The sequence below is a fragment of the Cytobacillus firmus NBRC 15306 genome (assembly GCF_001591465.1).
Lineage (GTDB): Bacteria > Bacillota > Bacilli > Bacillales > Cytobacillaceae > Cytobacillus > Cytobacillus firmus.
The window spans coordinates 24,514-51,223 of sequence record NZ_BCUY01000015.1; the positions used below are offsets into that span (position 1 = coordinate 24,514).

Sequence of the window (26,710 nt, forward strand, 5' to 3'; positions counted from 1 at the left end):
AATGAATAGTTAGAAAAAAGGAGCTGAGATAAAAGTGAAGAAGCAGCGGATTTATAAGAATTTAACCTTTCAGGTGTTAACGGCTATTTTTATCGGTGTCATGGTCGGGCTGATTTGGCCGGAAGTCGGAAAAGAGATGAAACCGGTCGGCGATACCTTCATCAACGCAGTCAAAATGGTCATCGCCCCGATTATTTTCCTGACCATCGTCCTTGGAATCGCGAAAATGGGTGATATGAAAAAAGTCGGCAAGGTTGGGGGTAAAGCGTTCATCTATTTCGAGGTTGTTACTACACTAGCTTTAATGATCGGTCTGATCGTCGTTAATGTAATTAAACCAGGTGCAGGCCTGAACTTTAATGAATTGGAAAAAGGAGATGTTTCACAGTATACATCCAATGGCGGTGAGGGCATTAACTGGATCGAATTTGTGACACATATCGTCCCTTCCAACATGGTGGATGCCTTTGCAAAAGGAGATATTCTGCAGGTATTATTCTTTTCTGTTCTATTTGGTGTCGGTCTGGCCGCTCTTGGTGAAAAGGGCAAAATCGTCATTGAATTTTTGGATAAGCTTTCACTAGTCTTCTTTAAAATTATCGGCTATGTCATGAAGGCAGCCCCACTCGGAGCATTTGGAGCCATGGCCTATACAATCGGGCATTTCGGACTGGCATCACTTGTTCCGCTTGGCAAACTGATGATTTCCGTGTACGTGACGATGTTCTTATTTATCTTTGTTGTTTTAAATATTATCTGCAAAATGTACGGATTCAGCTTATGGAATTATCTGAAGTTCATCAAAGATGAAATTCTAATCGTATTAGGCACAAGTTCATCAGAATCAGTGCTTCCGAGAATGATGGATAAAATGGAGCGCATCGGCTGCTCCAAATCGGTTGTGGGTCTTGTTATTCCAACAGGGTACTCCTTTAACCTGGATGGTACATCGATTTACCTTTCCATGGCTGTTGTCTTCCTTGCCCAGGTGTTCGGTGTGGATCTGACAATCGGCCAGCAGATTACGATTCTGCTAGTATTAATGCTTACTTCAAAGGGAGCAGCGGGTGTAACAGGCAGCGGATTTATCGTATTGGCCTCTACGCTTGCAGCCCTGCAGGTTATTCCTCTCGAAGGATTGGCGCTTCTTCTTGGTGTAGACCGCTTCATGAGTGAAGGAAGAGCGATCGTGAACCTGATCGGAAACGGAATCGCCACCATGGTTGTAGCTAAGAGTGAAAATGAATTTGATGAAAATAAGGCGAAGAGAGCCATCAGTGAAATGAAGTTAATGAAGCAGGAACAGCAAAAACAGGCAGTATAAATGGAAGGCCATTCCGATAAGGGGGATGGCCTTTCCTCATTTATTGTCGAAAACCCCGCTTAGAAGACGACAATTCCTGCAGCTATTTCCCGGGGAAAAATCAGAAATGGGAGTGCTTTCTTGTCATTTCAATCAAACGTTTGATTGAAAAGCAAATTGTTGAATAAACGCGAAATGCAAACAAAATTTAGAAAGTTATAAAAAATATATGGTATGATTATTTTTAAAAAAGTGACAGGCACCTATACCACTTGGCCCAACTGGTATAGGTGCCTGTCACCGGAAAGAAGGTTCACATCGTGAAGCGCTTAAAGGTTCATTATGCGTGGGTAATTTTAGTGCTGACGTTTTTGGCTCTGCTTGCTGCGCAGGGTGTGCGATTGTCGTTCGGTGCCTTTATGGCGCCATGGGAGCATGAGTTTTCCGCGAATCGCAGTGTTATATCCTTTATTGCCTTTGTCAGCTATATTGTTTTTGCCATTTCACAGCCGTATGTCGGCCGGCTGATTGATAAATACGGCATCCGTTATATTTTGTCATTCAGTATACTGGTTATTGGCTTTTCAACACTTCTCACCTATTTTACCACCAATCCTGTCCAGCTGATGATTATCTACGGCGTGATCGCCTCTGTAGGCTTTGGCGGTGCATCCAATGTAGCGGGAACGATGGCAGTGGCGAACTGGTTTGCCGATAAAAAGGGTATGGCCATGGGCCTGATGTCTGCAGGCACAGCCGCAGGACAGCTTATTCTCGTCCCGCTGTCGTTATTCCTAATTGACCAGCTGGGCTGGAAGACAACCGTTCTTTTGCTCGGCTGTTTTTTGATTGTACTCATTTTCCCTCTTCTTCTGCTCTTCATCCGTTCGAACCCGGCTGATCTGCACATCGATGCTTATGGAGCGAAAGTGAGTGAAAGTGAGAAGGGGAAGCAGGGAAAAAAGGAAGCATCAAAAGGAACGCTATCCATATTCAAGCTCTTAAAGCGGAAAGAATTCCTGTTTCTCATGCTCCCATTTTTCGTGTGCGGCGTCACCACTACTGGCCTGATGGATACGCATCTTATTCCCTTTGCCCAATATTGCGGCTTTACGCCTGGCGTCACTGGAGCCGCTGTCAGCCTGCTGGCGGGCTTTAATATTCTTGGAACTGTCGTTTCGGGGCTCCTCGCAGATAAGTGGAATTGCAGGAAAATCCTTGCCTTTCTCTATGGAGTGCGGGCGTTAACCATTGTGTTTCTGCTCATCATCGTAAATGATGCTTCCTTGTTTGGCTTTTTCGTCACTCAGTCCCATCTGCTCATTCTGTTTGCCATCAGCTTTGGGATTGTCAATTTTGCCACCGTCGCACCAACCATGAAACTGGCTGCGGAATATTTCAGGCATCTGTCCGCCGGAGGGGTAATCGGCTGGATCTATTTGAGCCATCAGCTGGGTTCTGCTATTGGTTCCTTCGTCCCTGGTGTATTATTTGATCTGACAGGCAGCTATGACAGTTCTTTCATAGCATCCATCATTCTTCTGGTATTCGCATCAGCCTTAAGCATAATGCTTCCAAGGCAGGGGGCAGACTATCAGTATGCAAACAGCAGGGAATTGGCCAAAAATAGGTAGGAGCTTAAAAATGACACTTTATTTCTCTTCGGTTAAAATAAAAATATGAAATAACAGTTCGGTTAGGGGAGACGGGCATGCATCGTAATCATGATCTTTATCAATTTTTCCTTGAGAAAACCTGGGATTTAACAGAAGAATGGTATAAAAATGTGAACAAAGAAGAAAGCGGCGGCATTTATACATCGGAAGACCCCGCTGTAATTGAAAAAGTCAAAAAGCAAAATTATGAATTTCACAAGCAGTTCTCCGAAGTCTTCCATAAAGAAGAAGAAGCGTTCTTTCATGATTTGGAAAGCTGGATTGTCAAAGTGGCGCAGGATGATGAACATCTCCGCACGCCTCTTGAGATGATTCTGCAGGAGTTCTTCAATACCCAGGAACAGTATTTGAACCTGCTTGAGCAGTTCGTTGAAACCGGCGAGGGCAAATATGATGAAAAACAAATTGCCTTATGGCGCAGGATGATTATCAGAACCATTGGGGAAGTGGTTACCTGGTTCACGGAAGAATATAATAACCATTCCCAGAAGAGGCTGCAGGCTCAGCAGGCTTTAATCCTTGAACTCAGTTCCCCGGTCATTTCTTTGACAGAAGATATCGCACTTCTGCCTCTTGTCGGGGATATTGATACAGCACGAGCGAAAATCATGCTTGAAAATACACTTCAGCAATGCAATAAATTAGGCGTCAACCAGCTGTTCCTTGACCTTTCAGGCGTAGTCATGATTGATACCATGGTAGCCCATCAGCTATTCCAGCTGATTGAAGCGCTAAGCCTGATCGGCGTAAAGACCACAATCTCCGGCTTAAGACCGGAAATTGCCCAGACCGCAGTACAGCTCGGTTTGTCATTTGATCACGTCAGCATCAAATCCACGCTATCCAGTGCCATTAAATCAGCGAACATAATAGCAGGTTAATAAAAACACGATGAAGGATGTCTTCATCGTGTTTTTGCTTCTATTCCAATCCTTTAATACTCATTTCCTTCACTGGAAGGAAGGCCTCACCTGTATCCAGAAAGTTCACGTCCACCTGATCGCCTTCCTGCAGATAAATGGCCATCGGCACGGTTTCAGATGAAACCACATAGCTCTGGCGGTTGTCCAGAAGGAATGATACGACCGTGAAATCACCGGATTTCTCCTTGTACACCCGCACCACAGTGCCGCTTATCTGTTTTTCCTCTGCTTTCGAGCTTCCGTCTACCCTGCCGCCGCCCCGCTGCAGAGCGGTTTTATACAAACGCAATGCTTCATTTGGCGTCGTTCCATAAGCGGATATTTCCGGGTTGGCAGCTGATACAATAAAGTAGTTCTGCAGGAATCCGTTAGCATCAAGAACAGGTGTCAGCCAGCTCGCTTCCCCGTAGAAGTTATACAGAACAGGCATTTCGCCGCTCCACTTCTTCTCAATGAATTTTTTCTCAATAATCTGGAGGGCACCCTGTGAATCCATATATGATTCCTCTAGATTGCCAGTAAAGAAGGTCGCTTCACCCGTCCTTGAATTTGTCAGAGAATAGCCCAGCATTGAATCAACGCCTTCTTTTGGACTCGTAAAATCTGTGAAGTAATACATGTCGCCATTCTCATCAAAAATCGGACTCACATTGGCTTCCGTTCCTTCATCCGATGGAAGCCTTACATCGGACTTTCCAAATTTGCTGTTCCAGAAGCCATGGACATAATTTCCGAAATAGCTGTTCTGCAGACTGACCGTCTCAGGTGAAACTGCTCCATCAATAAAAGCCGGCACATTCGCAAGTTTATAAGACTTCGTCTGTCCGTTCAGCGGGTCAACCATGACCACCCCTTGAACATCAAAGCCGTTACGGGCGGAAATGAATTCTCCATATGAACGGATATAAAACGGCTTTCCGCCGTCATCCACTTCCAGCTGCACATCTCCGTAAAAGATGGCCTGCGGATACTGCATACGAATATGGCGCTCTAAATTTTTATTAAAATAAGAGGATGGTGTGTACACCATATCACTTTTCACAAACTTTGGATTAGCTGAGGAATCAGTCGCGCTAATTGTAAAATAGCCTGGTGTCTTATCCCCATTCCACCATTTGAAAAAGCCCGAAAACTCTACAGGCGCTATATAAACATACTCTCCATTGACTTTCTGGATCTGAAGGCTGCCAAGTTCATAATAACTCGTGTTCGGAACCTGCCCGAAAGCCTTTTTCATCTTATTGCGCGCAAACTTAGGAGGCACGCTCGCCGGTGTTTCTTTTTCATCAAATGTCTCAATTTCCGTTTTTTCCTTCATTTTGGCACTCTCGTATTTATCATCTGCATTAAACAGAAAAGCTGTCAGAAAGAAAATCCCTGCAATCAGACTGACGGCAAACACACCTGTTTTTATCATTCGTTCCCTGCCTGTCGCAAGAACAGCTCCAATTAATGAAGCGATAACCGCAAACAGCCATAAGCTGGTCAAGTTCCGGTCCAGATTGGTGAAATAATACACGGCAAAAACAAGCAGCACAGATACAGCGGCGGTGCCGGCCATAATTCCGGTCCCCAGTTTCCTGCCTTCTTTTTCCTTTGCCTTTGCCTTCGGTTTATAGCTGAACGGAATCAGCAGGATAGCAACCGCCAGTCCGGCAATCAGTGAAAAAATAAAAATATTCCCCATAAGAATCTCTCCTAAAAAAAGTTCGTTAGTATTTAATACGGGCGGCAGACAAAAAAGTTTCATAAAGCAGATACTTGTATCGGCCATTGCATTGTATTAGGGAGAATCTTGTGAATCAATGGTGCATAAACGTTTAAATGAAGAGGATTTTTCCGCCTTGAACCAGAATAGGATTAGAATCCCTTATTAAGGAGAATTTTTATGATCAAATATAAATTGGCCATACCGAATCAGGATCAGTTATTTCAGTTATATGAAAATGACGGCTGGAATGATTTTTTGAAGGTGCCAAAAGACAAATTGCATAAGGCGATGGAGCAGAGCTGGCTTGTAATCAGTGCCTATGATGGAGAGTGCCCGGCCGGGACAGGACGCATTATTTCAGACGGAGTGATTAATGCTTATCTTTGCGGATTAATCGTTGATCCAGATTATCGCAGCAGGGGGATCGGCAAGGAAATGGTGCGAAGGCTTGCAGAAGAGTGCAGGAAGGCCCGGCTGCATTTACAGCTGTTGGCCGAGGAAGAGAATGCGGGCTACTACGAAAAGCTGGGCTTTGAGGTTTTTACCTTAGGCTTAAAGTATAAGTTCTCAGACTAAAGCTGTAGCCGATTTCATCCGAAACAGCGATTTAACAGAACGTTTCCGGTATTAAAATGGTTAATATAAACAGTATGAGAAACGGAGGCCATATCTATGGAAAAATATATATGCAAAACGTGCGGAACGCAATTTCCTCCATGCGATCATCAGCCTGAAAGCTGCCCGATCTGCATGGAAGAGCGCCAGTACGTGGGACCCGGCGGTCAGGAATGGACTACTTTACATGAAATGACTGTAAGCCAAAATTATACGAATGAAATAAAGCGGGAGGAATCGAATCTTTACAGCTTGAAAACAGCCCCGGAGTTTGCCATCGGCCAGACAGCCTATCTCATTCAGCATAATGGCTTTAATCTGATGTGGGATTGCATTACCTACCTTGATGAGTACACGATTGAAACCATAAAAGAACTGGGCGGAATTAGCGCGATCGCACTGTCCCATCCTCATTATTATTCAGCACAAGTTGAGTGGGCGGAAGCATTCAATGTGCCGATCTACATCCATGAAGACGATAGGGAGTGGGTGATTAGGGAAAGTGATCACATCATTTTCTGGAGCGGAGAAAGTCTCAAGCTTCTTGATGGCCTGGTCATCCACCGCCTTGGCGGCCATTTTAAAGGCGGTGCTGTCCTTCATTGGGAAAATGGGAATGAGGGCAAAGGCGTCATGTTCACCGGCGACATCATTCAGGTCGTTGCGGACAGGGAGTGGGTCAGCTTCATGTACAGCTACCCGAACCTCATTCCGCTTCCCGCCGAAACGGTTGAACGGATGGCCGGCAAAATCAAACCGCTGTCATTTGACCGGATTTACAATGCGTTTAACAGAATGGTAGAAAAAGAGGCAGACCTTGCAGTGCAGCGGTCAGCCGAACGGTATATCAAAGCAATCAGGGGCGAGCTTTCTCGGACCTGAAGTTGGCTCTTTATATGAGAATTTAGTAAAATAAGGTAATAGAAAGGGAGGGAACGAGATGTTAAAAAAACCTGAATCGGATGAATATGCGCCGTATTATGAGAAATATGTCAGCTCTATACCGGAAGGGGATCTTCTGCAGATCCTCGATGAACAAATGAAGGAAACAATAATGCTGGTAAAAGATCTGAATGAAGACCAGGCACATTTCCGCTATGCTCCGGAAAAATGGACGATTAAGGAAGTGATCGGCCATATCACAGATACTGAACGCATCATGAGCTACCGCCTGCTTTGCATTGGCAGAGGGGAGATGGCCAAGCTGCCGGGCTATGATGATAACCAGTATGTAAAGAATGGTAAATTCAACCACTTCAGCATTGGGGAGCTTTCAGCGCAGCTGTCCCAGGTTCGCCAAAATACGATTGCTTTACTGAAAAGCCTGGATGATGAGGCACTGCTAAGGCGAGGGAATGCGAACGGCACCGGGGTAACCGCCAGGGCCATTGCCTATATTATTGCCGGACATGAACTTCATCACCGCACCTTAATCAAAGACCGGTATATGGGTGCAGAAAGCTTTGGTGGAGCACATGAATAAGCATGAAATAGCGAGCTGGCTGAAATCCCTTCTGATAGCCTTTGGAATCGCATTGGTCATCAGGGTATTTCTTTTTTCACCGTACTATGTGGAAGGAGCCTCCATGGATCCGACCCTTCATGACGAGGAAAAAATCTTTGTTAATAAATTTGAAGAACTGAACAGAGGCGATATTGTCATCATCAGGGGCGATGAAAAGAACTATGTAAAAAGATTAATAGGCTTCCCCGGCGATGAACTGGAAATGAAGAATGATCAGCTGTATATTAACGGCCAGCAGTGGCAGGAAGATTACCTTGCTGAAAATCGCGAAGCAGCAGAAGGGATTGTCAGCAAACTGACCGGTGACTTCGGCCCTCTCACGGTCCCGAGTGATCACTATTACGTCATGGGGGACAACCGCCTTGTCAGCCTGGACAGCCGAAATGGGCTCGGCTTTATTGAGAAAGAGCGCATCATCGGCGTCAGTGAATTTGTCTGGTATCCTTTTACAAGCATAAGAAAAGTAGATTAACTGCAGGAGCGGCAAGCACCGCTCTTTTTATTTGGATGAGGGAACGCCTATTTTAATAGAATAACAATCAAGTCAAAAGAAAGGACGTGTTTACATATGACAAAAATCGGATTGATCAGACACGGGATTACAGCCTGGAATAAGGAGGGCCGGGCACAGGGAAGCTCGGATATTCCTCTCCATGAAGAAGGATTGGCTGAAGCAGAACGCCTGGCGGAACGGGTTAGCGGCGAAAACTGGGATGTGATTTACTCCAGTAATCTCCTAAGGGCAAGGCAGACGGCAGAGGCCATTCAGAAGAGAAACGGCTCCATTCCCCTTCACCTCGATCCCCGAATAAGGGAAGTGGGCGGCGGGATAATTGAAGGTACGACCGAACCAGAGCGTCTTGAGAAATGGGGCAAGAATTGGCGTGAAATGGACCTTGGTTTTGAGCCGAAAGAAAGTGTTATAAAAAGAGGGCTTGGCTTCCTGCAGGAGATTACAGAAAAGCATCCGTGCGAAAACGTTTTGATCGTTAGCCACGGCTCCTTCATTCGCCATCTGTTAAGAGAACTGGTTCCGCAGACAGACCTTTCCACTCCGCCGAAAAACACCTCCATCACTGAACTTTTAATAAAAGAAAGCAAGTGGAACTGTGAGCTGTATAATTGCACGAAGCATTTGAAGGCAGAGCAGATTGAATCATGATAAGTTATAAAAAAACAGCAGGAACCCCTGCTGTTTTTTTGTTAATCCTTATGTATTTCCGACTTATAATTCGGAAAAGTAAAGCTGAAAACAGTTCCTTTATCGACTTCGCTTTTGACCCGGACATGGCCATCCATGGCTCTTACAATACTGAATACGACCATCATTCCAAGGCCGGTTCCTTTGGAGCCTTTAGTAGAATAGTAGGGTTCTCCCAGGCGCTGAAGCTGTTCGGGAGTCATGCCCACGCCGGTGTCTTTAATTTCGATGGTGATCTGGCTGCTGTTGTAGTGCGTTTCTATGTATAACTGACCGCCGCGCGGCATAGCCTCGATTGAATTTTTAATTACATTCAAGAAGCATTGGTGGAATTTTTGCCGATCCCCCTTAATTGATCCGAGGAGGGTAAAGTGGGCATTGATCTCGACGGAATTCTGGTTGGCTGTCGGTTTTAATATATTCATTACCTGCATGAGTTCTTTTTTTACATTGATTTCCTCAATCTTATCTAAGGATGGCTTAGAAAAAGTTAAATAGTTCTGGATGACCTGCTCCGCTGACTCCAGCTCAGCCTTCACAATGCTCAAATACTCCACCCTTTTTCGCGGTGGCAGCCGCTGCTCCTGCATAAGCTGTACAAATCCGATAGCGGCTGTCAGGGGATTGCGGATTTCATGGGAGATGGCTGCACCCATTTGCTCGACAGCTTCAAGTTTTTCGGTCCGGACGAGATTTTCCCGCATATCCAAATTTCTTTTAGCAAACTCAAATACATATGTAATCATAAAGACACCCAATGGAGGTATCATCAAATAGGCAAACCAGGCATCGAACCGATTTTGTGAAGGTGCGCATATTTCCATTACCATGACCGTCAGTACACTTAAAATCAGGGTAATGATAACCGAAAAGCGAATCCTTTTTCGGGGCACCTGCTTCCAAAACCAGGGATAGAGCTTCCAAAGAAAGATTCCCAAGGGCAAATATAAAAGAATATTAGAATAAAATCCAGGCTCTACTCCATAAAAACTTCTCATCAAAATCACAGACCCGGCCAATGCGAGGCCGACCCCCGCATATAAACCGCCGATGATGACAGGTATCAATCGTAAATCAAAAAAATAATGCGGGCTTGTCTGAAAGGAAAACTGAAAGCATATCCAGATCATGAACAAAAGCCATACAAAAGAGCAGCCTTTGGAAAATCGGAATTTAGAACTTTTTTCCGCCCATACAAGCACAACAAACAAGATAACGATCAAGAGCGATAGATTAAAGAAAAGATGCTTTGTAATTTCCATCGTTTCACCTGCCTCTTCGTGAGGTTATAAGAAAATTCTATATTGTTTTACTATTTATGACAATACTCAATTGCTTTTTTTATATAATATTGTCAGAAAAAAACAAAATTTTAAAGGTTTTCCCGTTCTAATGGGCAATTCAAACAGCATCATGTCTTCATTGGCTTCTTACTTGAAAAGATGCCTGTCTGGATTCTGGTTGCTGCAAGCGGCGGAAGTATTTTGGTGTTAATTCTGTATCATCTGCAAAAAAGGACCTTTATCCACTTGTTGAGAGACGCGGATCAGCCAAAAGCTGAGATCAGCTCACAAGCCTGATGAGAAAGCAGTTTCCAGCTGCCTTTTTTTATTTTGCAGTTTAGCTCCTTCAATTTAGGGTACTTCAATTTATAAATACATACACCGTAATCCAGAAGCATTTGCTTCTTAAATATAAGGAGGAATGAACATTTGAAACAAGATCCGCAAAACAAAGTTGTAAATGAGCACAGTAAGGACAGGCAGCTCGAGGAATTCCATGTGGATAACTCAGGCCAGAAGCTGACAACGAACCAGGGAGTCAAGGTTTCGGAGGATGAACATTCGTTAAAAGCTGGTTCCCGCGGCCCGACCTTGATGGAGGACTTTCACTTCAGGGAAAAAATGACGCACTTTGACCATGAGCGTATCCCTGAGCGGGTTGTTCATGCCCGCGGGTTTGGCGCACATGGCTACTTCCAGGTGTATGAACCCATGGCAGAATATACCCGGGCAAAGTTTCTGCAGGATCCATCTGTGAAAACCCCGGTCTTTGTTCGCTTCTCCACAGTTGCAGGCTCCCGCGGCTCGGCAGACTCTGTACGTGATGCCCGCGGCTTTGCAACGAAGTTTTATACCGAAGAAGGCAACTACGACTTAGTCGGCAATAATATTCCGGTGTTTTTCATTCAGGATGCCATCAAATTCCCGGATCTCGTTCATTCATTCAAGCCGGAGCCGCATAACGAAATGCCGCAGGCTTCAACGGCCCATGATACGTTCTGGGATTTTGCCGCCAACAATACTGAAACAGCCCATATGATCATGTGGACGATGTCAGACCGTGCCATTCCGCGCAGTTTCCGCATGATGGAGGGCTTTGGTGTTCACACGTTCCGATTTGTGAACGAGCAGGGCAAGGCACGTTTTGTGAAATTTCACTGGAAGCCTGTTCTGGGCACACATTCCCTGGTTTTTGATGAAGCCCAAAAACTTGCCGGAAAGGATCCGGATTTCCACCGACGTGATCTTTGGGAAGCCATCGAAATGGGGAATTACCCTGAATTTGAGCTTGGAGTTCAGATGATTGAGGAGGAAGATGAATTCTCCTTTGACTTTGATATTCTGGATGCAACAAAGCTATGGCCGGAGGAAATGGTCCCGGTTAAGATCATCGGGAAAATGACCCTGAACCGTAACCAGGATAATGTATTTGCTGAAACAGAGCAGGCCGCGTTCCACCCGGGACATGTCGTACCTGGCATTGATTTTTCAAATGACCCGCTGCTGCAGGGACGTTTATTTTCCTATACCGACACCCAGCTGATCCGCCTTGGCGGTCCGAACTTCCATGAGATCCCGATCAATCGTCCGGTCTGCCCGTTCCACAATAATCAGTATGACGGCTACCATCGCATGACGATTAATAAAGGGCCGGTTGCCTATCATAAAAACTCGATGCAGAATAATGATCCAAGCCCTGCCACAGCAGAAGAGGGCGGCTATGTTCATTACCAGGAAAAAGTCGAAGGACGCAAGGTGCGCGAGCGCAGCGACAGCTTCAAAGACCATTACAGCCAGGCGAAAATGTTCTGGAACAGCATGTCTGAAGTGGAAAAGCAGCATATGATCGAGGCGTTCCGCTTTGAAGTGGGCAAGGTGATGAACAAGGATGTGAAGCAGCAGGTTGTAGACATGTTCAGCAATGTGGATAGCTTCCTTGCCGAGCAAATTGCCCTCGGAGTTGGCGTAAAAGTGCCGGATGCTGCGAATGAATCCAAAGTGACGCTCTCTTCGCCTGCTCTTAGCCAAATGAACACAGCTAAATCACCTAAGACCCGGAAAGTCGCCATTCTCGCTGATAATGGATTCAACTATTCTGAAGTCAAAAGCTTAATGGAAGCTTTGAAAGGTGCAGGAATCATGCCGGAGATTGTCAGCAAAAACCTGGGCATGATCAAAGGAGACGGCGGAGAATTGGAAGCAGTGAAAACATTCCTGACCTCTCACTCAGTAATGTATGACGGCATCTATGTGGCAGGAGGAAAAGAAAGTGCTGAAGCCCTGAAGAAGGTGCCGCAGGCCAAGGAATTCGTCAGCGAAGCCTACAAGCATCTTAAAACCATTGCGTTTGGCGGCGAAGGAGCCGAACTGCTGCCTCCAGAAGCAATGAACACGCTGGGGCAATCACAAACCCTATCGGAAATGGGAATCGTCGAAATCAAAGCCGGCGATGCATCCGCAAGCGAAAATTTAATTAATAGCATTGCCATGCACCGGCACTGGGGACGTGCCATATAAGGTGCCATCGAAGCCAGCTGCCCGTTATGGGGAGGCTGGCTTTTTTCTGATTTCTTGATAGATAAAGGACTGACCGATATAGTTGGAAACTGACCGATAAATATGATGAAGTGATTTTGGCCGGTAAATTCCCCACTTTGGCCGGTATTTTCCTAAACTTGGCCGGTGAAACGGCAAAATAGGCCGGTAAATCCCCCATTTTGGCCGCTATTTTCATAATTCTGCTCCGGTCTGCCAGCAGCCGCATAAAATTTTCCCAACATGCAGGTATTCCCCTTCTAAAATAAGAATTCTTTAATACAAACCTGCCAAAACAAAGCAAAAAATGACAGGAAGACAAAAAGAGAAAAAGGTAGGATATAATCAAGGGAGTGATCAGTAATGTCATGGATCGTATCGCTGCAGAAGGCGATTGATTATATAGAGGAGCATTTGCTGGATGAGGATCTTTCCATCGGGAAAGCCGCGGAGGAAGCCAACTCCTCCGTATTTCATTTTCAGCGTACATTCGCCATTTTGACGGATATGCCGGTGGGCGAATATATACGGGGAAGAAGACTGACCCTCGCAGCACAGGAACTGGTCCGAACAGACCGCAAAGTGATTGATCTTGCCTATAAATACGGCTATGACACTCCCGAGGCTTTTACTAAGGCTTTCCGCAGGCAGCATGGCATGACCCCGACTGAAGCAAGAAATTTCTCCGGAAAGCTGAAATCATATAACCGCCTGGTAATTCAGGTGAGTCTGAAAGGGGCAGAACCAATGCAATATGCAATTGTCAAAAAAGAAGCTTTCCAAGTAGCAGGAATCAAAAGGGAGTTCTCATTGTGCAATGAAGAGAATCTGGCCGGCATCCCGAAAATGTGGGATGAAGTGAATAGCAACGGGACTGCTGACAAGCTATTTATGCTGAATAATGGCGAGATTAAAGGAGTTCTCGGTGTGTGTGTCGATAACCGCAGCAAGAAGCCTGACAGCATGGATTATTGGATCGGGGCAAGCTTTAAAGGCGAAAAGCCTGACAGCTTCGAGTGCCTGGAAGTCCCGGCCTCCAAATGGGCGGTATTTGAAGTACATGGCGCCATGCCGCATGCCATGCAAAACACCTGGAAAAAAATCTTCTCAGAATGGTTTCCATCCAGCGGCTATGAACATGCTGCTGCACCGGAGCTGGAAGTCTATACGGCAGGTGATGCTTCCAATTCTGATTATTATTCAGAGATCTGGATCCCGGTAAAATAAACAGGAAAACCTGCAGACGCCATATCTGCAGGTTTTATTTTACACTTTCTTCTTCGGGATTTTTCCAATCCCCAGCTCCTTCGCTTCTTTCTGCAGAGCCTTGATCAGACTGAAGGTCATTAATGCCATGATGACGGAGAAAGGAAGAGCTGCTGCAATCATCGTATTCTGCAGTGCTTGAAGCCCGCCGGAATAAAGCAGAACCAATGAGATGGCAGCAAGCAATATTCCCCAGACCATTTTTATCTTATTGCCAGGATGGTGTGAGCCATTTGTTGTCATCATTCCTAAGACATATGTGCCGGAGTCGGCAGAGGTAATAAAGAATGTACAAATGAGCAGAATGGCGATAACAGAAAGGATCGTTCCCATCGGCAAGTTGGAAAATACACCAAATAAAGCTTCCTCAGTAGCCAATTCGGAAATTTTGGCAACACCGTTATGCTCTTGCATCATTGCTGTCCCGCCAAAAGTTGCAAACCATATGAAGCCTATTAGCGATGGCACAAGGAGGACCCCAAAAACAAATTCCCGGATGGTTCTCCCTTTTGAAACACGGGCGATAAAAATCCCTACGAAGGGTGCCCAGGCAATCCACCAGGCCCAGTAAAAAATCGTCCAGGCATTAATCCATTCCCTGACTTCTGGATCTAACGGCGCAATTCTGAGGCTCATGCCAGGCAAATTCTGCAGATAAGACCCAAGTGTATTGGTGAACAGGTTTAAGATGAACAAAGAAGGTCCCAGGAAAAAAGTGAGCAAAAATAGAATCACTGCTAAAATCATATTGGCATTGCTCAAGATTTTGATGCCCTTGCCAAGTCCAGACCATGCGGATATCATGAAAAGAACCGTAACAATAGCCACAATAATGAACTGGACTGTAATGCTAACCGGTATGCCAAAAAGATAAGACAACCCTCCGTTAATCTGCACAGCCCCAAACCCAAGTGTCGTTGCCACACCAATCACAGTCGCAACCACTGAAAGAATATCAATGATCTTCCCTGTTGCTTTCTGTGTATGGTCGCCTAAAATCGGCTTTAAAGTGGCACTGATCAAACCAGGTTCCCCGTGGCGGAAAATAAAGTACGCCAAAACAAGCGCCACAATTCCATAAATCGCCCATGCATGGATTCCCCAATGGAAGTAAGTATATCTCATGGCATGCCTAATGGCCTGGTCAGTCCCTACCTCTCCGCCAGTTGGAGACCCAACTGCATAGTGATAAATCGGTTCAGCTGCACCCCAGAAAACCAGGCCGATCCCCATTCCCGCACTAAACAGCATCGCAAACCAAGTAGGGCGGGAAAATTCGGGTTTGTCATCCGGCTTCCCAAGCTTAATTCTGCCTAATGGACTTATTAAAAAGTACAAATTAACAATAACGATAAATGATACAAGAATTAAATAATACCAGCCGAATTTATCGGTGATAAAAGCCTGTACATTTGCTGTCACTCTCTCCAGCGAATCCGGGACAAAAACACCGAATAAAACAAGCAATAATAATATGCCCACCGATATATAGAAAACCATTAAGTTCTGCTTCACATACAATCTCCTTTCTTCTAATACCGCTTCCATTAGGATTAAATATATGGCAAGTAATTATGCGGAGGAAAAAGAAATTTGCAGGAAATTACCATATGCTGACGAAATTCCATAGGTATCTGGACAAGGAGGTAAGAGAATATGCTGACATTATTTCGCTATAACTGGCAAGTGCGCGATGAGTGGTTTGAATGGTGCCGCCAGCTCTCAGCCGAAGAGCTGAATACCAATCGGACTGGAGGAGTTGGGGGCATTCTGGAAACCCTTTTTCATATCGTGGATGTAGAATACAGCTGGATTTGTGCCATTCAGGGAAAGGAAGTGAAAGACCCCCTGTTTTCCGACTATGATGAACTGGAAAAAGTAAGGGCACTTTCTGAAGAATACCGCATGGAATTAGAAAGTTTTTTTCAGGAGGAATGGCCGGTTCCATATAATGAGTTTGTTACACCGCCATGGATGGAGAGGCAATATAAAAAGGGAGATATCCTGAATCATGTCATTGCCCATGAAATCCATCATATCGGCCAGCTGTCTGTATGGGCAAGAGAGATGAATCTAACGCCGATATCAGCAAATCTGATAGGAAGGAACTTGAATCAAATAAGGGGAATGGAAAATGATCAGAAGGCTAACTGAACTAGACGATGAAATTTGCTTCAGCTTTTTAAAGCAGCAGCCGGCTGAGAATCTGTTTATTATTGGAGATATTGAAGCATACGGCTATGAGCAGGAATTCCAAAAGGTGTGGGGAGAGTTCGATGAAAGCGGAAATTTAATCGCAGTATTATTAAAATATGAAGAAAATTACATCCCCTTTGCAGCAGGAGATTTTGATGCCAGGGGGTTTGCGGAAATCATGCTCGGGGATCCGAATCTTGGGATGATGTCTGGCCTAAAAGCTGTAACTGCAAAAATTGAACCTCATCTTTCAAATCGCATAAAAAGAAAACGGGAAACTTATTATGCAAAGTGCGTGGAAATAATGGACGAAGGTATTGATGCATCAGCAGTTTGCCAGGCTGGCCCTGAAGATGCTGAACAGCTGGTGGAGCTTCTGAACAGCATTCCTGAATTCAGCGATTCAGCCATTACTGTTGAACGAAAACGCAGGGGTCTAAAGGATGGCTCATCCCGTTCTTTTTTTATTACGGAGGAGGGAAAAATGGTCGGCACCGCTTCAACTGCAGCCGAAAATTCCCTTTCTGCCATGGTCGTCGGCGTCGCAACAGATCGTAATTACAAAAAGAAAGGCTATGCCACCCAATGCATGGTCAAGCTCTGCCGCCAGCTTCTTTCGGAGCATAAAGAACTATGTCTGTTTTATGATAATCCGGCTGCCGGCACCATCTATAAACGCATCGGGTTTGAAGATATCGGTTTTTGGATGATGTACACGATAGAAAAGGAAATGTCCTGATCCAGGGCATTTTTTTTGCGGGAAAATTTTAAAAAAATCGTCAAATAGGACATATATCACCGAATTAAATAATGAGCTTCCATAAAATAAAGTTTGGGGGGATTTGAAAATTTTATTGGAGGGGTAGGAATGTATCAGCAAATCGCCATGTATACGACTGTTTTCTTTGTGTTCCTGCTGGCGCTGGCATTTGCGTCTGTCTACGGAGAATCCAAGCGCAGCGGAGAGTATAGCACCATCCAGGAAAAAGGATATAAAATCAGGAAATTCTATTTTCTCGGGCTAATTGCCATTATGGCTTTTGCCACTGTCATGACGCTTGGCAGGCTGCCGTACGACAGCAATCAGGCCGAAGCGGAAGGCTTAAATGAAGGGATAGTAGTGAAGGTAACTGGAATACAATATGCGTGGGAGATGAGTGAGGAAACATTTAAAGCAGGGGACAAGGTCCAATTTGATGTGACGGCTTCGGATGTTACCCATGGTTTTGGCTTATACAATGAGAATATGGAGCTTGTTGCACAAACTCAGGCAATGCCTGGATATACGAATACAGTTTATTATACTTTTAAAGAACCTGGAACTTATCAAATATTATGCCTTGAATACTGTTCAGCCGGACATCATGTAATGGTTAAAGAAATTGTTGTCGAACCGGAAGGGGGAGCTTCTGATGAATGAAGCGATTCACCCATTAGCCAGGAAAACAGTGGTCTGGCATCTGGCTGTAACTTCACTTGTCTTAATTCTTATGATGATCTTTGGTGTTATTATGCTGATGAATCAGGGTGAAATGATCAGCATCACGCCGCAGTGGTTTTATAAAATCATGACTGCGCACGGAACAGGCATGGTCGGCATCGCTGCATTGGGAGGAACGGCCATCTTATGGTACTTCCTGTCTAAATACGTAAAACTGAACCCTGCCATCCTCATTGTAAACTTTGTCCTTTTTTTAACCGGAGTCTCGATGGTTCTCATCGCCATTTTTGTCTTTGACTTTTCCGATGGCTGGACATTTTTATATCCGCTTCCTGCTCAGTCAGCCAAAATGTATGGGGCGGCAGGGGCAGTATTCTTCTTATCAGGCATGCTGATTCTCGGCATTGGTTTTTTGCTTCTGTACATGTATCTGGCTGCAAGGCTGACAGCAGTTTATGGAGGCCTCGGAAAGGCGCTCGGGTGGGATATCATTTTCAGGGGGAAGAAAGGATACGGGCCGCCTGCTGCTGTCGTGGCTACGGCAATGGTTATCATCACCAACTCGACTGCACTGCTGGCAGGTGCCACTGTGCTGGCTGCATCATTGGTGAATATTATCAATCCGGCCATTACGATAGATCCGCTGCTTGCCAAGCATTTTACCTATGCGTTTGGCCATATCTTTGCCAACTGCACCATCTATATGGCTGTTATTGCCGTCTATGAGGTCCTGTCAGAATATACAAAAAGGCCGTGGAAAGCTAATAAAGTTTTTCTAATTGCTTGGAACTGCTCGACACTTTTCACCTTAATGATTTATACGCACCATCTGCTGATGGACTTCGCGGTGCCAAAATGGCTGCTCATCATCGGGCAGGTGTTTTCCTATGCTAACGGCTTGCCCGTTATGGTCGTAACGGCCTACGGTGCGCTTATGATTGTCTACCGCTCGCGGATGAAGTGGGACTTTGCCTCAAGCCTGTTTTTCCTTTCCATGTTCGGATGGGTGGCAGGAGCCATTCCGGCCATCATTGATGCCACCATTGTTGTCAATCATGTAATGCATAATACGAAATGGGTTCCGGGCCATTTCCATACGTATATGGGAATGGGTGTAGTCGCCATGATTATTGGGTTTATGTATTATTTTAATAAGACCGAAGGCAATCAGGAGCACAGGGGAATCGATACGTTCACCATTGCTCTCTATTTTGTTTTTTTTATGGGACTTGTGGGCTCTTTCCTTTATGCAGGCGGAATCAGTGCACCAAGAAGATGGTCAGAACACCTGCCGCAATGGGTGCTGTCCGACCAGGTAGGCGCAGTCAGCGGAATCTTTATCGTTCTGGCCGCAATCATCTTCACCGCAAGATTTTTTTCCGGGTTAAGATGTGTTGGCAGTCAGGTTCCTTACCAAAAAAAATCAGCAGCTGGCTGAGAAATAGGCGCTCTGGAGATTCTTCTCCAGGGCTTTTTTTATGATATAGTGATAATTAAGAATATTATAAATACATAAAGGTGATCTATGAAAATATTTAATTGGAAAATGGCGTCCTTTCTGCTGACAGGGATTGGAATATCCAGACTGGGAGATTTTATTTACCTGATTGCTATTAATTCGATTGTCTATGACATGACCGGATCAGCAGCTGCTGTAGCAGGATTATGGATCATAGGTCCAGTCACTTCCGTTTTAACCAATTCATGGAGCGGAGGCTTGATAGATCGGAAAAATAAAAAGAGCATTATGATTTGGACGGACTTGGCCAGAGCCATGGGTGTAGCTCTGATACCATTTCTCGGAAGCATTGGCTTCATTTATGCAGTCCTCTTTCTAATCAGTATGGCGAAGGCTCTATTTATGCCGGCTTCCGCAACGTATATAGCCAAGCTGGTTCCAATTGAAAGCAGAAAAAGGTTCAACTCCATCAACAGTTTTGTTACCTCAGGCGCTTTTATCGTGGGGCCAGCCATCGCAGGCGGATTATTTCTGATTGGAACCATCGAAACTGCCATCTATTTAAATGCGGCTTCCTTTGTCTTTTCAGCTGTCATCATCTGGGTGCTTCCAGATATGGATAAAGATTTAAAGTCCCCTTCTGTACAAACATCAGCCTATGAAACGCTCCGGGATGATTGGAAGCAGGTTATCATGTTTGCCGGGAGAGAGGTTTTTATCATTTCTGTTTACGGGTGTTTTCTGGCATTCGGTTTGTTCTCGCTCGCAATGGATTCCCAAGAAGTTGTGTTTATCCAGGATGTTGTGGGGCTGACAGAAGCGGATTATAGTTTCCTTGTCAGCATCAGCGGGATTGGTTTTGCGCTGGGAGCTCTCTTTATCACCATCGTTTCAAGAATGCTTAGCATCAAACAGCTCATGGGCTATGGCATGCTTTTGACCGCAGCGGGTTATCTGATTTATGCATTGGCAGACTCCTTTATGCTGGTGGTCATGGGATTCACTGTACTGGGCATTTTTAATGCTTTCTCAAGTGCGGGATACCAAACCTTTTATCAGAATAATGTGCCTGTGGAAATTATGGGCAGAATGACAAGTGTGATCGGTGTCATCCAAAGCTTTGCTCAGATTATCCTGCTCTTTGGAATCGGTGTTCTCGGAGCTCTGTTTCCGCTCCGTTATACGATTGTCATTTTAGCAGTCCTGAATTTAATCCTTTCTCTTTATGTCTGCCGGCAGCTGCTGAAGCCGGGGAAGCAGCAGTATTTTTCAGAAACAACCTCCTCTTAAAAGAAACGCCGGCCCAATTGGACCGGCGCGGGCATTAATTCCTCATAATGATATAAATCAAATACATAATGTAAGAGGCTGCGAGAAAGCCGCCCTCATATTTTCCTACAGCATAATGGCTTCTTGAGAAGATGAGGAGCACAAATGTGATTAAAATTAATATCGTAATATCGACGAATATCTTAGGGTCCACAGGGAGCGGTGATATGGCGGCTGAAGCCCCGAGGACAAACAGGATGTTAAAGATATTGCTCCCAACAATATTTCCAAGAGCGATTTCACTTTCTTTTTTTATGGCTGCGGCGACAGAGGTCACCAGTTCCGGCAGAGAGGTTCCGATGGCAACAATCGTTAAGCCAACCAATGTTTCACTCATTCCCAAAGAGTAAGCAATCTCTGTACTGCTTCTGACTACCAAATCACCGCCAAAAATAATGGCAGCCAATCCGGCAATCGTCAAAAGGCTTTGCTTCGTCCATTGTCCAGCGCTTGTTTTTATAGGATCAGCATGGGTACTGCTTCGGCTTTCCCGGGCCACTTCAAATAAATAGTACATGAATACAGCAAAAATCAGCAGCAAAACAAGGCCATCACTGCGTGAAACCACATTGCTGCCGATTGAGTCCAGATATGTATCACTAATGAAAATCATAAGTGCGGCAGTGGCAAGCAAAGTGAATGGAATCTCCTTGCGGATGGTGGTGCTCTCCACTTTCAGGGGAAAAATCATGGCGGTAATGCCGACAACCAGTGTGATGTTAAAAATATTACTGCCGACGACATTCCCGATAGCCACATCGGCATTGCCATCGAGCGCTGCCAGAATGCTGACTGTGGCTTCAGGCGAACTTGTTCCAAACGCAACGATTGTCAGCCCGACCAGCAGCGGAGAAATCTTGAGAAACCCGGCAATTTTTGAAGCGCCATCCACAAAGAAGTTTGCCCCTGCTATTAAAAGGGCAAATCCTATGATCAGAAGTAAATATGACACTTTTCGAAGCACCTCCTATAATTACTATGATTATCCAATTATGGATTGTATTTAGTAAATCTTCAACTAAAAGCCACCGGAATGTTATGCCGGCGGCTTCGTTTGTTTTTCCGCTTCTTTTTTGAGCTCCTCATACCAGATCTGAGTTTCTGAGGAATCTTTGCTGTTAACAAATATCTGCTCATCTTTGACCTCAATGTATAGAATGGGCGTATGCTCTTTTTGGATGAATAATAGGCTGCTGCCATAGCCAGTCACTTTGAAATGTCCCTGTGCAAGAGTAGGGAGGCCGATACCATTTTGTTTCCAGGTTACTTCAGGCATCTCCTCCAATAATTGTACGGACTGAATATCCCGATAATCCCACTTATCTCCGTACATCCCGGAGATTTCAAATGAATCCTCCTCTAATGCCATTTCATAGCCTTTATGACTGGAGACGGTCAGATAAACGATAGGGCCAAACGTTACAATGAAGAGAATGCTGGCAATTATATAACTGCGTTTTCTTTTGGCCGGCACTTCATATCTGGATAAGTAGACGAGTCCGCCAAGCAATATGACCAGCATGAAGCCGAATTGCGCTTCGGCTGCGAATCTGAATTCGGTAAACGAGAGAGGCAGGAGCACCAGCATTCCGATAGCGGTGCCTATAAGCAGGCTTCCGATTTTTTGCGGATACCTGTTTTCTATTAATGATTCTTTCTCTTCTTCGGGCCGCGATGCGAATCCGGAAATGAGCCAGTAAGCCTTTTTGAATCTTACAGCCCACCCGAGAATCAGGAAGAGCGCGATCACGGCAATTTGTGTAATGACAAGTCCGATCATGGGAAAAACCTCCTTACTATTCTTACGGAGAAAACCGCCGTTTTGTTTCGTATTTGGTATAATAATAAGACAGTATCTTTTAAAAAATGTATTGAAATAAGGGGAGGAACATCCTTGAAAAGCAAAAATATTTTATTTTATATATTGCTGGTACTTTTGCTCACTACCGTTGTCAGCATTGTTATGGGCTATCATACCTTCGGCTTTGGGGTAGGGTTTCTGTTCGCATTTCTGTCTCTTTCCACAGGATATTTCTATTCCATGAAAAACCGGGAATATATGCATCAGAATTATCATGCCGACTATGTGGACCGATTAAAGAACGATAAAAAGATCTAAGAGCGGTTCCGCTGGCATTCAGCACTCCTCTATTATATGCTTAATTTAAAATGAATAGAGGAGGCTGGCCATGAGAAACAAGGAAAAGATGGGGCTGCTGCTGGATGTGGAGACGACGGGACTTGGACCAAATTCCGATGAAATCATCGAACTGGCATTAAAGCTGTTTTCCTACCGTGCGGATACAGGGGAGATCCTTGATATTAAGGATAAAGCTGCATTCCTGCGGGAGCCCATAAGCAAATCGGCCAAAAACAATTACAGCCGCGCTTTTAGAGTTCACGGAATTCCTTATGAAGCTGTCAGCGGTAAATGCTTTGATGATATCAAAATAAAAAAATATTTCTTTCATGCCGATTCCGTTTTCGCTCATAATGCATCCTTTGACCGCAGCTTTTTATACCGGATGTATCCTGAAGACATCAACGAATTAAAATGGTATTGCACAATGAGAAGTGTCCCATGGAAGGAATATGGTTTTACAGACAGCAAGCTGCTGACGCTCCTTCAGTCCCATCAGATTGCAGAAAGCCAGACGCATAGGGCTATGGATGATATTACATACCTCTTAGAACTGCTGAAAAAAACAAATCCTGCCGGGGATTTCTATATGCGTGATGTTCTGGCAAAAGGTCCGATGAGAAAATACCAGCCTGCGATTCAGGGCCGGCTTGGTTAAAAGGCAATACAGCAAAAGAGTGCACTCAGGCACTCTTTTTTTTGGCAATTTTTCTTTCCTTATTCACTCTTCAGCAGGGGCAGTATGATTTTCACTGTCGTTCCCTTGCCAATATCGCTGTCATATTCTATCGTTCCTTACATTTCACGGATGATTTTGTTCGTAACCATGCTGCCAAGTCCAGTTCCCTTCGTCTTTGTTGTATAAAAAGGCAGTCCGATATTCTCTAATTGCTCGGATGTCATGCCCCGGCCGTTGTCTGAAATGGTTATTTCAACCGTGTTGTGAAAATAATCAGCAGAGGTGAAAATTTGAATCCTTCCCTTTTCCGGGACTGATTCTATACCATTCTTGATCACATTCATGATGGCCTGTTTTAGGTGGTGTTCATCTCCCTGCACATAAAAAGGCCCTTTATCCGCGTATTCAATCACCACATTGGCATAAGAAGCAAGGGGTCTCATGAGCAGTACGCAATCCTGAATCACGTCATGCAGGGGGACATTAGCCAGATGGAACTGCTCGGGCTTTGAGACTTTTAAATAGTTTGTAATGATGCTGTTTGTACGATCCAATTCCTCAATAATGAGCGGGGAGAACTTTTTTAAGCTCTCATCCGACGTATCCTGGCTCAAATATTGAATGAAGCCCCTCACAGTGGATAAAGGATTTCTGATTTCATGTGCGATGGAAGCTGCCAGCTGGCCGACCATTGTCAGCTTATCCATATACATCATTTCACTGATCTGTTTATTCGTTTTGAAAAGATTTTCGATGACAAAAATAAGTGCAATAAATGTCAGGTAAAACGCAACGAAGTAAGTCAGGTAAAAGAATGTATCAAGAAAAATGACGGCTGTGGCAATGATGGATATATATAAGTAAAAATAAAAGAACAGAATAAAAGAACCAGTCACTACCCGATGGCTGGAATTAAGAAACACTCGTCTTAGGGAAAGGGTAATCACAAATGCCAGAATGGAAACCAAAATTCCAATATAAATGAACTGTCCGCCTATTAAATAGCGGGTAATGACGGTACTCAGCATCACAATAGAGCCGGGAAGCCATCCTGTATACAGCGTCACGATCATGATGGCGACCATGCGCAAATCAAAATGGGTTTCCCCCAGCCTTTCAATAGGATAAAACATGCATAAAAGTGCTCCGAATGAGCCGAGAAGTCCGTAAATCAATTTTTGTTTAAGGGTAAGAGGGGTCTTTGTCTGATATGGAAAAAACAAATTCCCGTTAAACGTAAATGAAAAAAGTATTGTAATGTTTACCAGTAAAGGCTTGATCAGTGTAACCAATAGTCTCCTCCCAGTATAACCAAATCTAGTGTAAGGGAACTGTCCCTATTAACGTAAAATTTGTTTTACCCGGCCAACCTGTCCATCTTCGAGTCTCACTTTTATACCGTGCGGGTGAGAAGGTGACTTTGTTAGAATGTCTTTCACTATTCCTTCTGTCAGCACACCTGTCCGCTGATCCTTTTTAAGAACAATTTTTACTTTTAACCCAGGCGCGATTGCAGCGCGATTCTGCCCTTCCATTATACACCCGTCCGTTTCCGCTGGTTATTGGTCTTCTTTGTCTGCTGGCTTTTCATGCTTTCGCCGATTTAACCGGAGTATTATTGAACTTTCCGCCTGCCTGCTCTTGTTTTTTATTCATAAGCTGCTGTTTCATTGCTTCTTTTAAGCTGATTTTTTTTCGATCATTGTCTTCTATATGAGTCATGTTAGAGTCTCCTTTATCTACATATCCCTCTATTATAAATCATTAAACAGTTAAAGGAAATTTCACAGAGAAATAATCTTTTTACCTGTAACTTTTCGTGACAATCATGTGGAGTATAAAGCAGCAACAGGAGATATACCGGTTCTTGTTCTTCTGGCAAAGTATTCGGATGGTGATGAGCCGGTCGGTGATATGCCTGGACAAGTTCCAGCTGAGTATTATGAGGATTTAATTTTTGGAACAGAGTATAATCCTTATGAGCTTCCTCAATTCCAGAAATATGATGGTGAGAATGTTCCAAAGGACCGCACGATGCAAAATGCTTATAAAGAATCCAGCTATGGAAAAACCAACCTGGTCCGCAAGGAAAACACCGAATTTGTATGGGTAGAGATGCCTAAAGGTGCTTCATACTACTTGGATCAGGAAGGTAAATATGCTGAAAATGGTACATACGTTAATGGCAATGTGAATGGGGATGCCCATACAGGCGAATTCATCCGTGACTTGCTGAAAGCGGCAGACGAGCAGGTTGACTTCTCGAAGTATGCTGAGAATGGGGAAGTGCCTAATATCTTCGTCATTCATGAAGGTACAGGAGCTGAATTCAGCCGTGACCCGGCACAGTTCTGGTCACATAAGTGGAGCCTGCTAAGTGCTTTATATTATGGGAAATACTATGAAACTGGCAAACCTGCAGATGTACATGCTGGCATGTCTCAAAATGAATGGATTAATAAAACAGTTGCAGAAGATATGACCTATGACGGAGTAGTAGTCAATAACTACAACATTCAGCCAGGCATCGGCGGAAACGTTGCCGGTTTCGATGCAGCTACTAATACCTACAAAGAAGAAGCAAAAACGGGTCCATTCCCTGCACAAACCGGGGTTTACGCTCATGAATTTGGACATGCGCTAGGATTGCCTGATTTCTATGATACGGTTTACAGCTCTGAAGGTGTAGGAAACTACTCAATGATGGCAGGCGGCTCCTGGATGCGCTATCCGGATGCTGCAGCTTATGCAGGAAACTCTCCAACGCACTTTGATCCGTTCTCTAAGATATTCTTAGGGTGGGTAAATCCAATTGAAGTAAAGCCTGAAGATGGCGTGAAAGAAATCACGCTTCCGGCGATCAATAAAGCAACTGCTGATAACGGCATCGTCAAAATGGAAGTGCCGGGCTCTAATGGCACTGAATACTTCCTATTTGAAAACGTTCAGCAGGATGGCTTTAACAAAGGCTTAATTCGCCAGGGGGCAGATTCTAAAGGGTTAATGGCATGGCACGTAGATGAGAACATCATCAACCTGTACCAGACTGCCGGCTTCCGTCCAAACAACGTGGAAAACTGGATGAACAAACGCTTCCAGTACAACCAATCTGAAACAGCAAGTGATGGTACAGTTGTAACTCACTACGGTTTATCTGTTCTTCAGGCTGATGGAAAGTATGACTTGGAGAAAAATCTAAACCGCGGTGATGCAGGAGATTTCTTCAAAACCGGAGGGAAAATCACACCTGTATCCGGAAATGTTCACACTGGTTCTTACTACTTCTGGAAGGGCTATAGCTCAACGCCGGCTGATTCCGGAATCCATGTAACTGACATTAAAGAAAATGCCGATGGATCCATCACGGCGAAATTCTACTATAATACAAACAGCAGCAAAAAATAATAAACTAAAAATCCGAGCGGGTT

At 44.6% G+C, this 26,710-nt stretch carries 26 protein-coding genes; 18 read left to right on the top strand and 8 right to left on the bottom strand.

The window, feature by feature from the left end:
- Positions 1–34 precede the first annotated feature (34 nt).
- The 3 genes from dctP to BFI01S_RS06730 all read left to right on the top strand — a co-directional run bounded on the left by dctP (position 35) and on the right by BFI01S_RS06730 (position 3,860).
- Positions 35–1,324 carry a C4-dicarboxylate transporter DctP gene (dctP, locus tag BFI01S_RS06720; RefSeq protein WP_061791916.1) on the top strand — a complete coding sequence of 430 codons (1,290 nt, stop codon included), beginning with the start codon at positions 35–37 and terminating at the stop codon, positions 1,322–1,324.
- 299 nt (positions 1,325–1,623) lie between these two features.
- Entirely contained in the window at positions 1,624–2,937 is a 1,314-nt protein-coding gene (locus BFI01S_RS06725) for an MFS transporter (protein ID WP_061791917.1), read from the top strand.
- A gap of 77 nt (positions 2,938–3,014) precedes the next feature.
- Positions 3,015–3,860, top strand: coding sequence for an STAS domain-containing protein (locus BFI01S_RS06730; protein ID WP_061791918.1), 846 nt, complete (start codon positions 3,015–3,017; stop codon positions 3,858–3,860).
- A gap of 40 nt (positions 3,861–3,900) precedes the next feature.
- Here BFI01S_RS06730 and BFI01S_RS06735 read toward each other — a convergent pair whose 3' ends face one another.
- The gene (locus BFI01S_RS06735) at positions 3,901–5,589 is read right to left on the bottom strand and encodes a hypothetical protein (RefSeq protein ID WP_061791919.1); all 1,689 of its coding nucleotides are present in this window, start codon (positions 5,587–5,589) and stop codon (positions 3,901–3,903) included.
- A gap of 201 nt (positions 5,590–5,790) precedes the next feature.
- On the opposite strand from BFI01S_RS06735, the gene BFI01S_RS06740 reads away from it, so the two are divergent.
- From BFI01S_RS06740 to BFI01S_RS06760, 5 genes are all read left to right on the top strand, one after another.
- The gene (locus BFI01S_RS06740) at positions 5,791–6,189 is read left to right on the top strand and encodes a GNAT family N-acetyltransferase (protein WP_061791920.1); all 399 of its coding nucleotides are present in this window, start codon (positions 5,791–5,793) and stop codon (positions 6,187–6,189) included.
- Between the two features lie 96 nt (positions 6,190–6,285).
- Complete coding sequence (locus BFI01S_RS06745) at positions 6,286–7,110, top strand: MBL fold metallo-hydrolase (RefSeq protein WP_061791921.1); 825 nt, start codon at positions 6,286–6,288, stop codon at positions 7,108–7,110.
- Positions 7,111–7,168: 58 nt separating this feature from the next.
- Positions 7,169–7,711 (top strand): DinB family protein, encoded by a 543-nt coding sequence (locus tag BFI01S_RS06750; protein ID WP_061791922.1) that lies wholly within the window; start codon positions 7,169–7,171, stop codon positions 7,709–7,711.
- Positions 7,704–8,225 carry a signal peptidase I gene (gene lepB, locus BFI01S_RS06755; protein WP_061791923.1) on the top strand — a complete coding sequence of 174 codons (522 nt, stop codon included), beginning with the start codon at positions 7,704–7,706 and terminating at the stop codon, positions 8,223–8,225. The genes BFI01S_RS06750 and lepB overlap by 8 nt, the downstream gene beginning before the upstream one ends.
- Before the next feature lie 96 nt (positions 8,226–8,321).
- Positions 8,322–8,915, top strand: a complete 594-nt coding sequence (locus BFI01S_RS06760) for a histidine phosphatase family protein (RefSeq protein WP_061791924.1) — start codon at positions 8,322–8,324, stop codon at positions 8,913–8,915.
- A gap of 41 nt (positions 8,916–8,956) precedes the next feature.
- On the opposite strand, the gene BFI01S_RS06765 is transcribed toward BFI01S_RS06760, so the two are convergent.
- Complete coding sequence (locus tag BFI01S_RS06765) at positions 8,957–10,216, bottom strand: ATP-binding protein (protein ID WP_061791925.1); 1,260 nt, start codon at positions 10,214–10,216, stop codon at positions 8,957–8,959.
- A gap of 450 nt (positions 10,217–10,666) precedes the next feature.
- On the opposite strand from BFI01S_RS06765, the gene BFI01S_RS06770 reads away from it, so the two are divergent.
- Together BFI01S_RS06770 and BFI01S_RS06775 are read left to right on the top strand one after the other, a co-directional pair.
- Positions 10,667–12,754 (top strand): catalase, encoded by a 2,088-nt coding sequence (locus tag BFI01S_RS06770; protein WP_061791926.1) that lies wholly within the window; start codon positions 10,667–10,669, stop codon positions 12,752–12,754.
- Between the two features lie 381 nt (positions 12,755–13,135).
- On the top strand, positions 13,136–13,999 hold the full coding sequence (locus tag BFI01S_RS06775) for an AraC family transcriptional regulator (protein WP_061791927.1): 864 nt from the start codon (positions 13,136–13,138) through the stop codon (positions 13,997–13,999).
- Between the two features lie 39 nt (positions 14,000–14,038).
- Here BFI01S_RS06775 and BFI01S_RS06780 read toward each other — a convergent pair whose 3' ends face one another.
- A complete protein-coding gene (locus BFI01S_RS06780) occupies positions 14,039–15,553 on the bottom strand; it encodes a glycine betaine uptake BCCT transporter (protein WP_061791928.1) in 1,515 nt (504 codons plus the stop codon).
- A 141-nt stretch (positions 15,554–15,694) separates the two neighbouring features.
- On the opposite strand from BFI01S_RS06780, the gene BFI01S_RS06785 reads away from it, so the two are divergent.
- From BFI01S_RS06785 to BFI01S_RS06805, 5 genes are all read left to right on the top strand, one after another.
- Positions 15,695–16,192, top strand: coding sequence for a DinB family protein (locus BFI01S_RS06785; protein WP_061791929.1), 498 nt, complete (start codon positions 15,695–15,697; stop codon positions 16,190–16,192).
- Positions 16,173–16,973: a GNAT family N-acetyltransferase gene (locus tag BFI01S_RS06790; RefSeq protein WP_061791930.1), complete on the top strand. Its 801-nt coding sequence runs from the start codon at positions 16,173–16,175 to the stop codon at positions 16,971–16,973. The genes BFI01S_RS06785 and BFI01S_RS06790 overlap by 20 nt, the downstream gene beginning before the upstream one ends.
- Before the next feature lie 129 nt (positions 16,974–17,102).
- Positions 17,103–17,654, top strand: coding sequence for a cupredoxin domain-containing protein (locus tag BFI01S_RS06795; RefSeq protein WP_061791931.1), 552 nt, complete (start codon positions 17,103–17,105; stop codon positions 17,652–17,654).
- Entirely contained in the window at positions 17,647–19,113 is a 1,467-nt protein-coding gene (locus BFI01S_RS06800) for a cbb3-type cytochrome c oxidase subunit I (RefSeq protein WP_061791932.1), read from the top strand. Before BFI01S_RS06795 ends, BFI01S_RS06800 begins: the two co-directional genes overlap by 8 nt.
- Before the next feature lie 87 nt (positions 19,114–19,200).
- Entirely contained in the window at positions 19,201–20,424 is a 1,224-nt protein-coding gene (locus BFI01S_RS06805; protein WP_061791933.1) for an MFS transporter, read from the top strand.
- Between the two features lie 34 nt (positions 20,425–20,458).
- On the opposite strand, the gene BFI01S_RS06810 is transcribed toward BFI01S_RS06805, so the two are convergent.
- Positions 20,459–21,415, bottom strand: coding sequence for a calcium/sodium antiporter (locus BFI01S_RS06810; RefSeq protein WP_009335042.1), 957 nt, complete (start codon positions 21,413–21,415; stop codon positions 20,459–20,461).
- An 84-nt stretch (positions 21,416–21,499) separates the two neighbouring features.
- Positions 21,500–22,243: a DUF3784 domain-containing protein gene (locus tag BFI01S_RS06815; RefSeq protein ID WP_061791934.1), complete on the bottom strand. Its 744-nt coding sequence runs from the start codon at positions 22,241–22,243 to the stop codon at positions 21,500–21,502.
- Between the two features lie 114 nt (positions 22,244–22,357).
- On the opposite strand from BFI01S_RS06815, the gene BFI01S_RS06820 reads away from it, so the two are divergent.
- Both BFI01S_RS06820 and BFI01S_RS06825 read left to right on the top strand, forming a co-directional pair.
- Positions 22,358–22,582, top strand: coding sequence for a hypothetical protein (locus tag BFI01S_RS06820; RefSeq protein ID WP_009335040.1), 225 nt, complete (start codon positions 22,358–22,360; stop codon positions 22,580–22,582).
- A 70-nt stretch (positions 22,583–22,652) separates the two neighbouring features.
- A complete protein-coding gene (locus BFI01S_RS06825; RefSeq protein ID WP_009335039.1) occupies positions 22,653–23,261 on the top strand; it encodes an exonuclease domain-containing protein in 609 nt (202 codons plus the stop codon).
- A gap of 137 nt (positions 23,262–23,398) precedes the next feature.
- On the opposite strand, the gene BFI01S_RS06830 is transcribed toward BFI01S_RS06825, so the two are convergent.
- Genes BFI01S_RS06830 through BFI01S_RS06840 form a run of 3 tightly spaced genes read right to left on the bottom strand, consistent with a single transcriptional unit; the run spans position 23,399 to position 25,004 of the window.
- The gene (locus BFI01S_RS06830) at positions 23,399–24,574 is read right to left on the bottom strand and encodes an ATP-binding protein (RefSeq protein WP_235831120.1); all 1,176 of its coding nucleotides are present in this window, start codon (positions 24,572–24,574) and stop codon (positions 23,399–23,401) included.
- Positions 24,575–24,622: 48 nt separating this feature from the next.
- On the bottom strand, positions 24,623–24,817 hold the full coding sequence (locus BFI01S_RS06835) for a YwbE family protein (protein WP_009335037.1): 195 nt from the start codon (positions 24,815–24,817) through the stop codon (positions 24,623–24,625).
- 52 nt (positions 24,818–24,869) lie between these two features.
- Positions 24,870–25,004, bottom strand: a complete 135-nt coding sequence (locus BFI01S_RS06840) for a hypothetical protein (protein WP_411814595.1) — start codon at positions 25,002–25,004, stop codon at positions 24,870–24,872.
- Between the two features lie 108 nt (positions 25,005–25,112).
- On the opposite strand from BFI01S_RS06840, the gene BFI01S_RS06845 reads away from it, so the two are divergent.
- Entirely contained in the window at positions 25,113–26,687 is a 1,575-nt protein-coding gene (locus BFI01S_RS06845) for a M6 family metalloprotease domain-containing protein (RefSeq protein ID WP_235831121.1), read from the top strand.
- Positions 26,688–26,710 lie beyond the last annotated feature (23 nt).

Bases quoted from the DNA above. Each gene is read 5' to 3' on its own strand.
- BFI01S_RS06730 (WP_061791918.1), top strand. From the start codon at position 3,015: ATGCATCGTAATCATGATCTTTATCAATTTTTCCTTGAGAAAACCTGG.
- BFI01S_RS06735 (WP_061791919.1), bottom strand. From the start codon at position 5,589: ATGGGGAATATTTTTATTTTTTCACTGATTGCCGGACTGGCGGTTGCT.
- BFI01S_RS06740 (WP_061791920.1), top strand. From the start codon at position 5,791: ATGATCAAATATAAATTGGCCATACCGAATCAGGATCAGTTATTTCAG.
- BFI01S_RS06745 (WP_061791921.1), top strand. From the start codon at position 6,286: ATGGAAAAATATATATGCAAAACGTGCGGAACGCAATTTCCTCCATGC.
- BFI01S_RS06750 (WP_061791922.1), top strand. From the start codon at position 7,169: ATGTTAAAAAAACCTGAATCGGATGAATATGCGCCGTATTATGAGAAA.
- lepB (WP_061791923.1), top strand. From the start codon at position 7,704: ATGAATAAGCATGAAATAGCGAGCTGGCTGAAATCCCTTCTGATAGCC.
- BFI01S_RS06760 (WP_061791924.1), top strand. From the start codon at position 8,322: ATGACAAAAATCGGATTGATCAGACACGGGATTACAGCCTGGAATAAG.
- BFI01S_RS06765 (WP_061791925.1), bottom strand. From the start codon at position 10,216: ATGGAAATTACAAAGCATCTTTTCTTTAATCTATCGCTCTTGATCGTT.
- BFI01S_RS06775 (WP_061791927.1), top strand. From the start codon at position 13,136: ATGTCATGGATCGTATCGCTGCAGAAGGCGATTGATTATATAGAGGAG.
- BFI01S_RS06785 (WP_061791929.1), top strand. From the start codon at position 15,695: ATGCTGACATTATTTCGCTATAACTGGCAAGTGCGCGATGAGTGGTTT.
- BFI01S_RS06790 (WP_061791930.1), top strand. From the start codon at position 16,173: ATGATCAGAAGGCTAACTGAACTAGACGATGAAATTTGCTTCAGCTTT.
- BFI01S_RS06795 (WP_061791931.1), top strand. From the start codon at position 17,103: ATGTATCAGCAAATCGCCATGTATACGACTGTTTTCTTTGTGTTCCTG.
- BFI01S_RS06800 (WP_061791932.1), top strand. From the start codon at position 17,647: ATGAATGAAGCGATTCACCCATTAGCCAGGAAAACAGTGGTCTGGCAT.
- BFI01S_RS06805 (WP_061791933.1), top strand. From the start codon at position 19,201: ATGAAAATATTTAATTGGAAAATGGCGTCCTTTCTGCTGACAGGGATT.
- BFI01S_RS06815 (WP_061791934.1), bottom strand. From the start codon at position 22,243: ATGATCGGACTTGTCATTACACAAATTGCCGTGATCGCGCTCTTCCTG.
- BFI01S_RS06825 (WP_009335039.1), top strand. From the start codon at position 22,653: ATGAGAAACAAGGAAAAGATGGGGCTGCTGCTGGATGTGGAGACGACG.
- BFI01S_RS06835 (WP_009335037.1), bottom strand. From the start codon at position 24,817: ATGGAAGGGCAGAATCGCGCTGCAATCGCGCCTGGGTTAAAAGTAAAA.
- BFI01S_RS06840 (WP_411814595.1), bottom strand. From the start codon at position 25,004: ATGACTCATATAGAAGACAATGATCGAAAAAAAATCAGCTTAAAAGAA.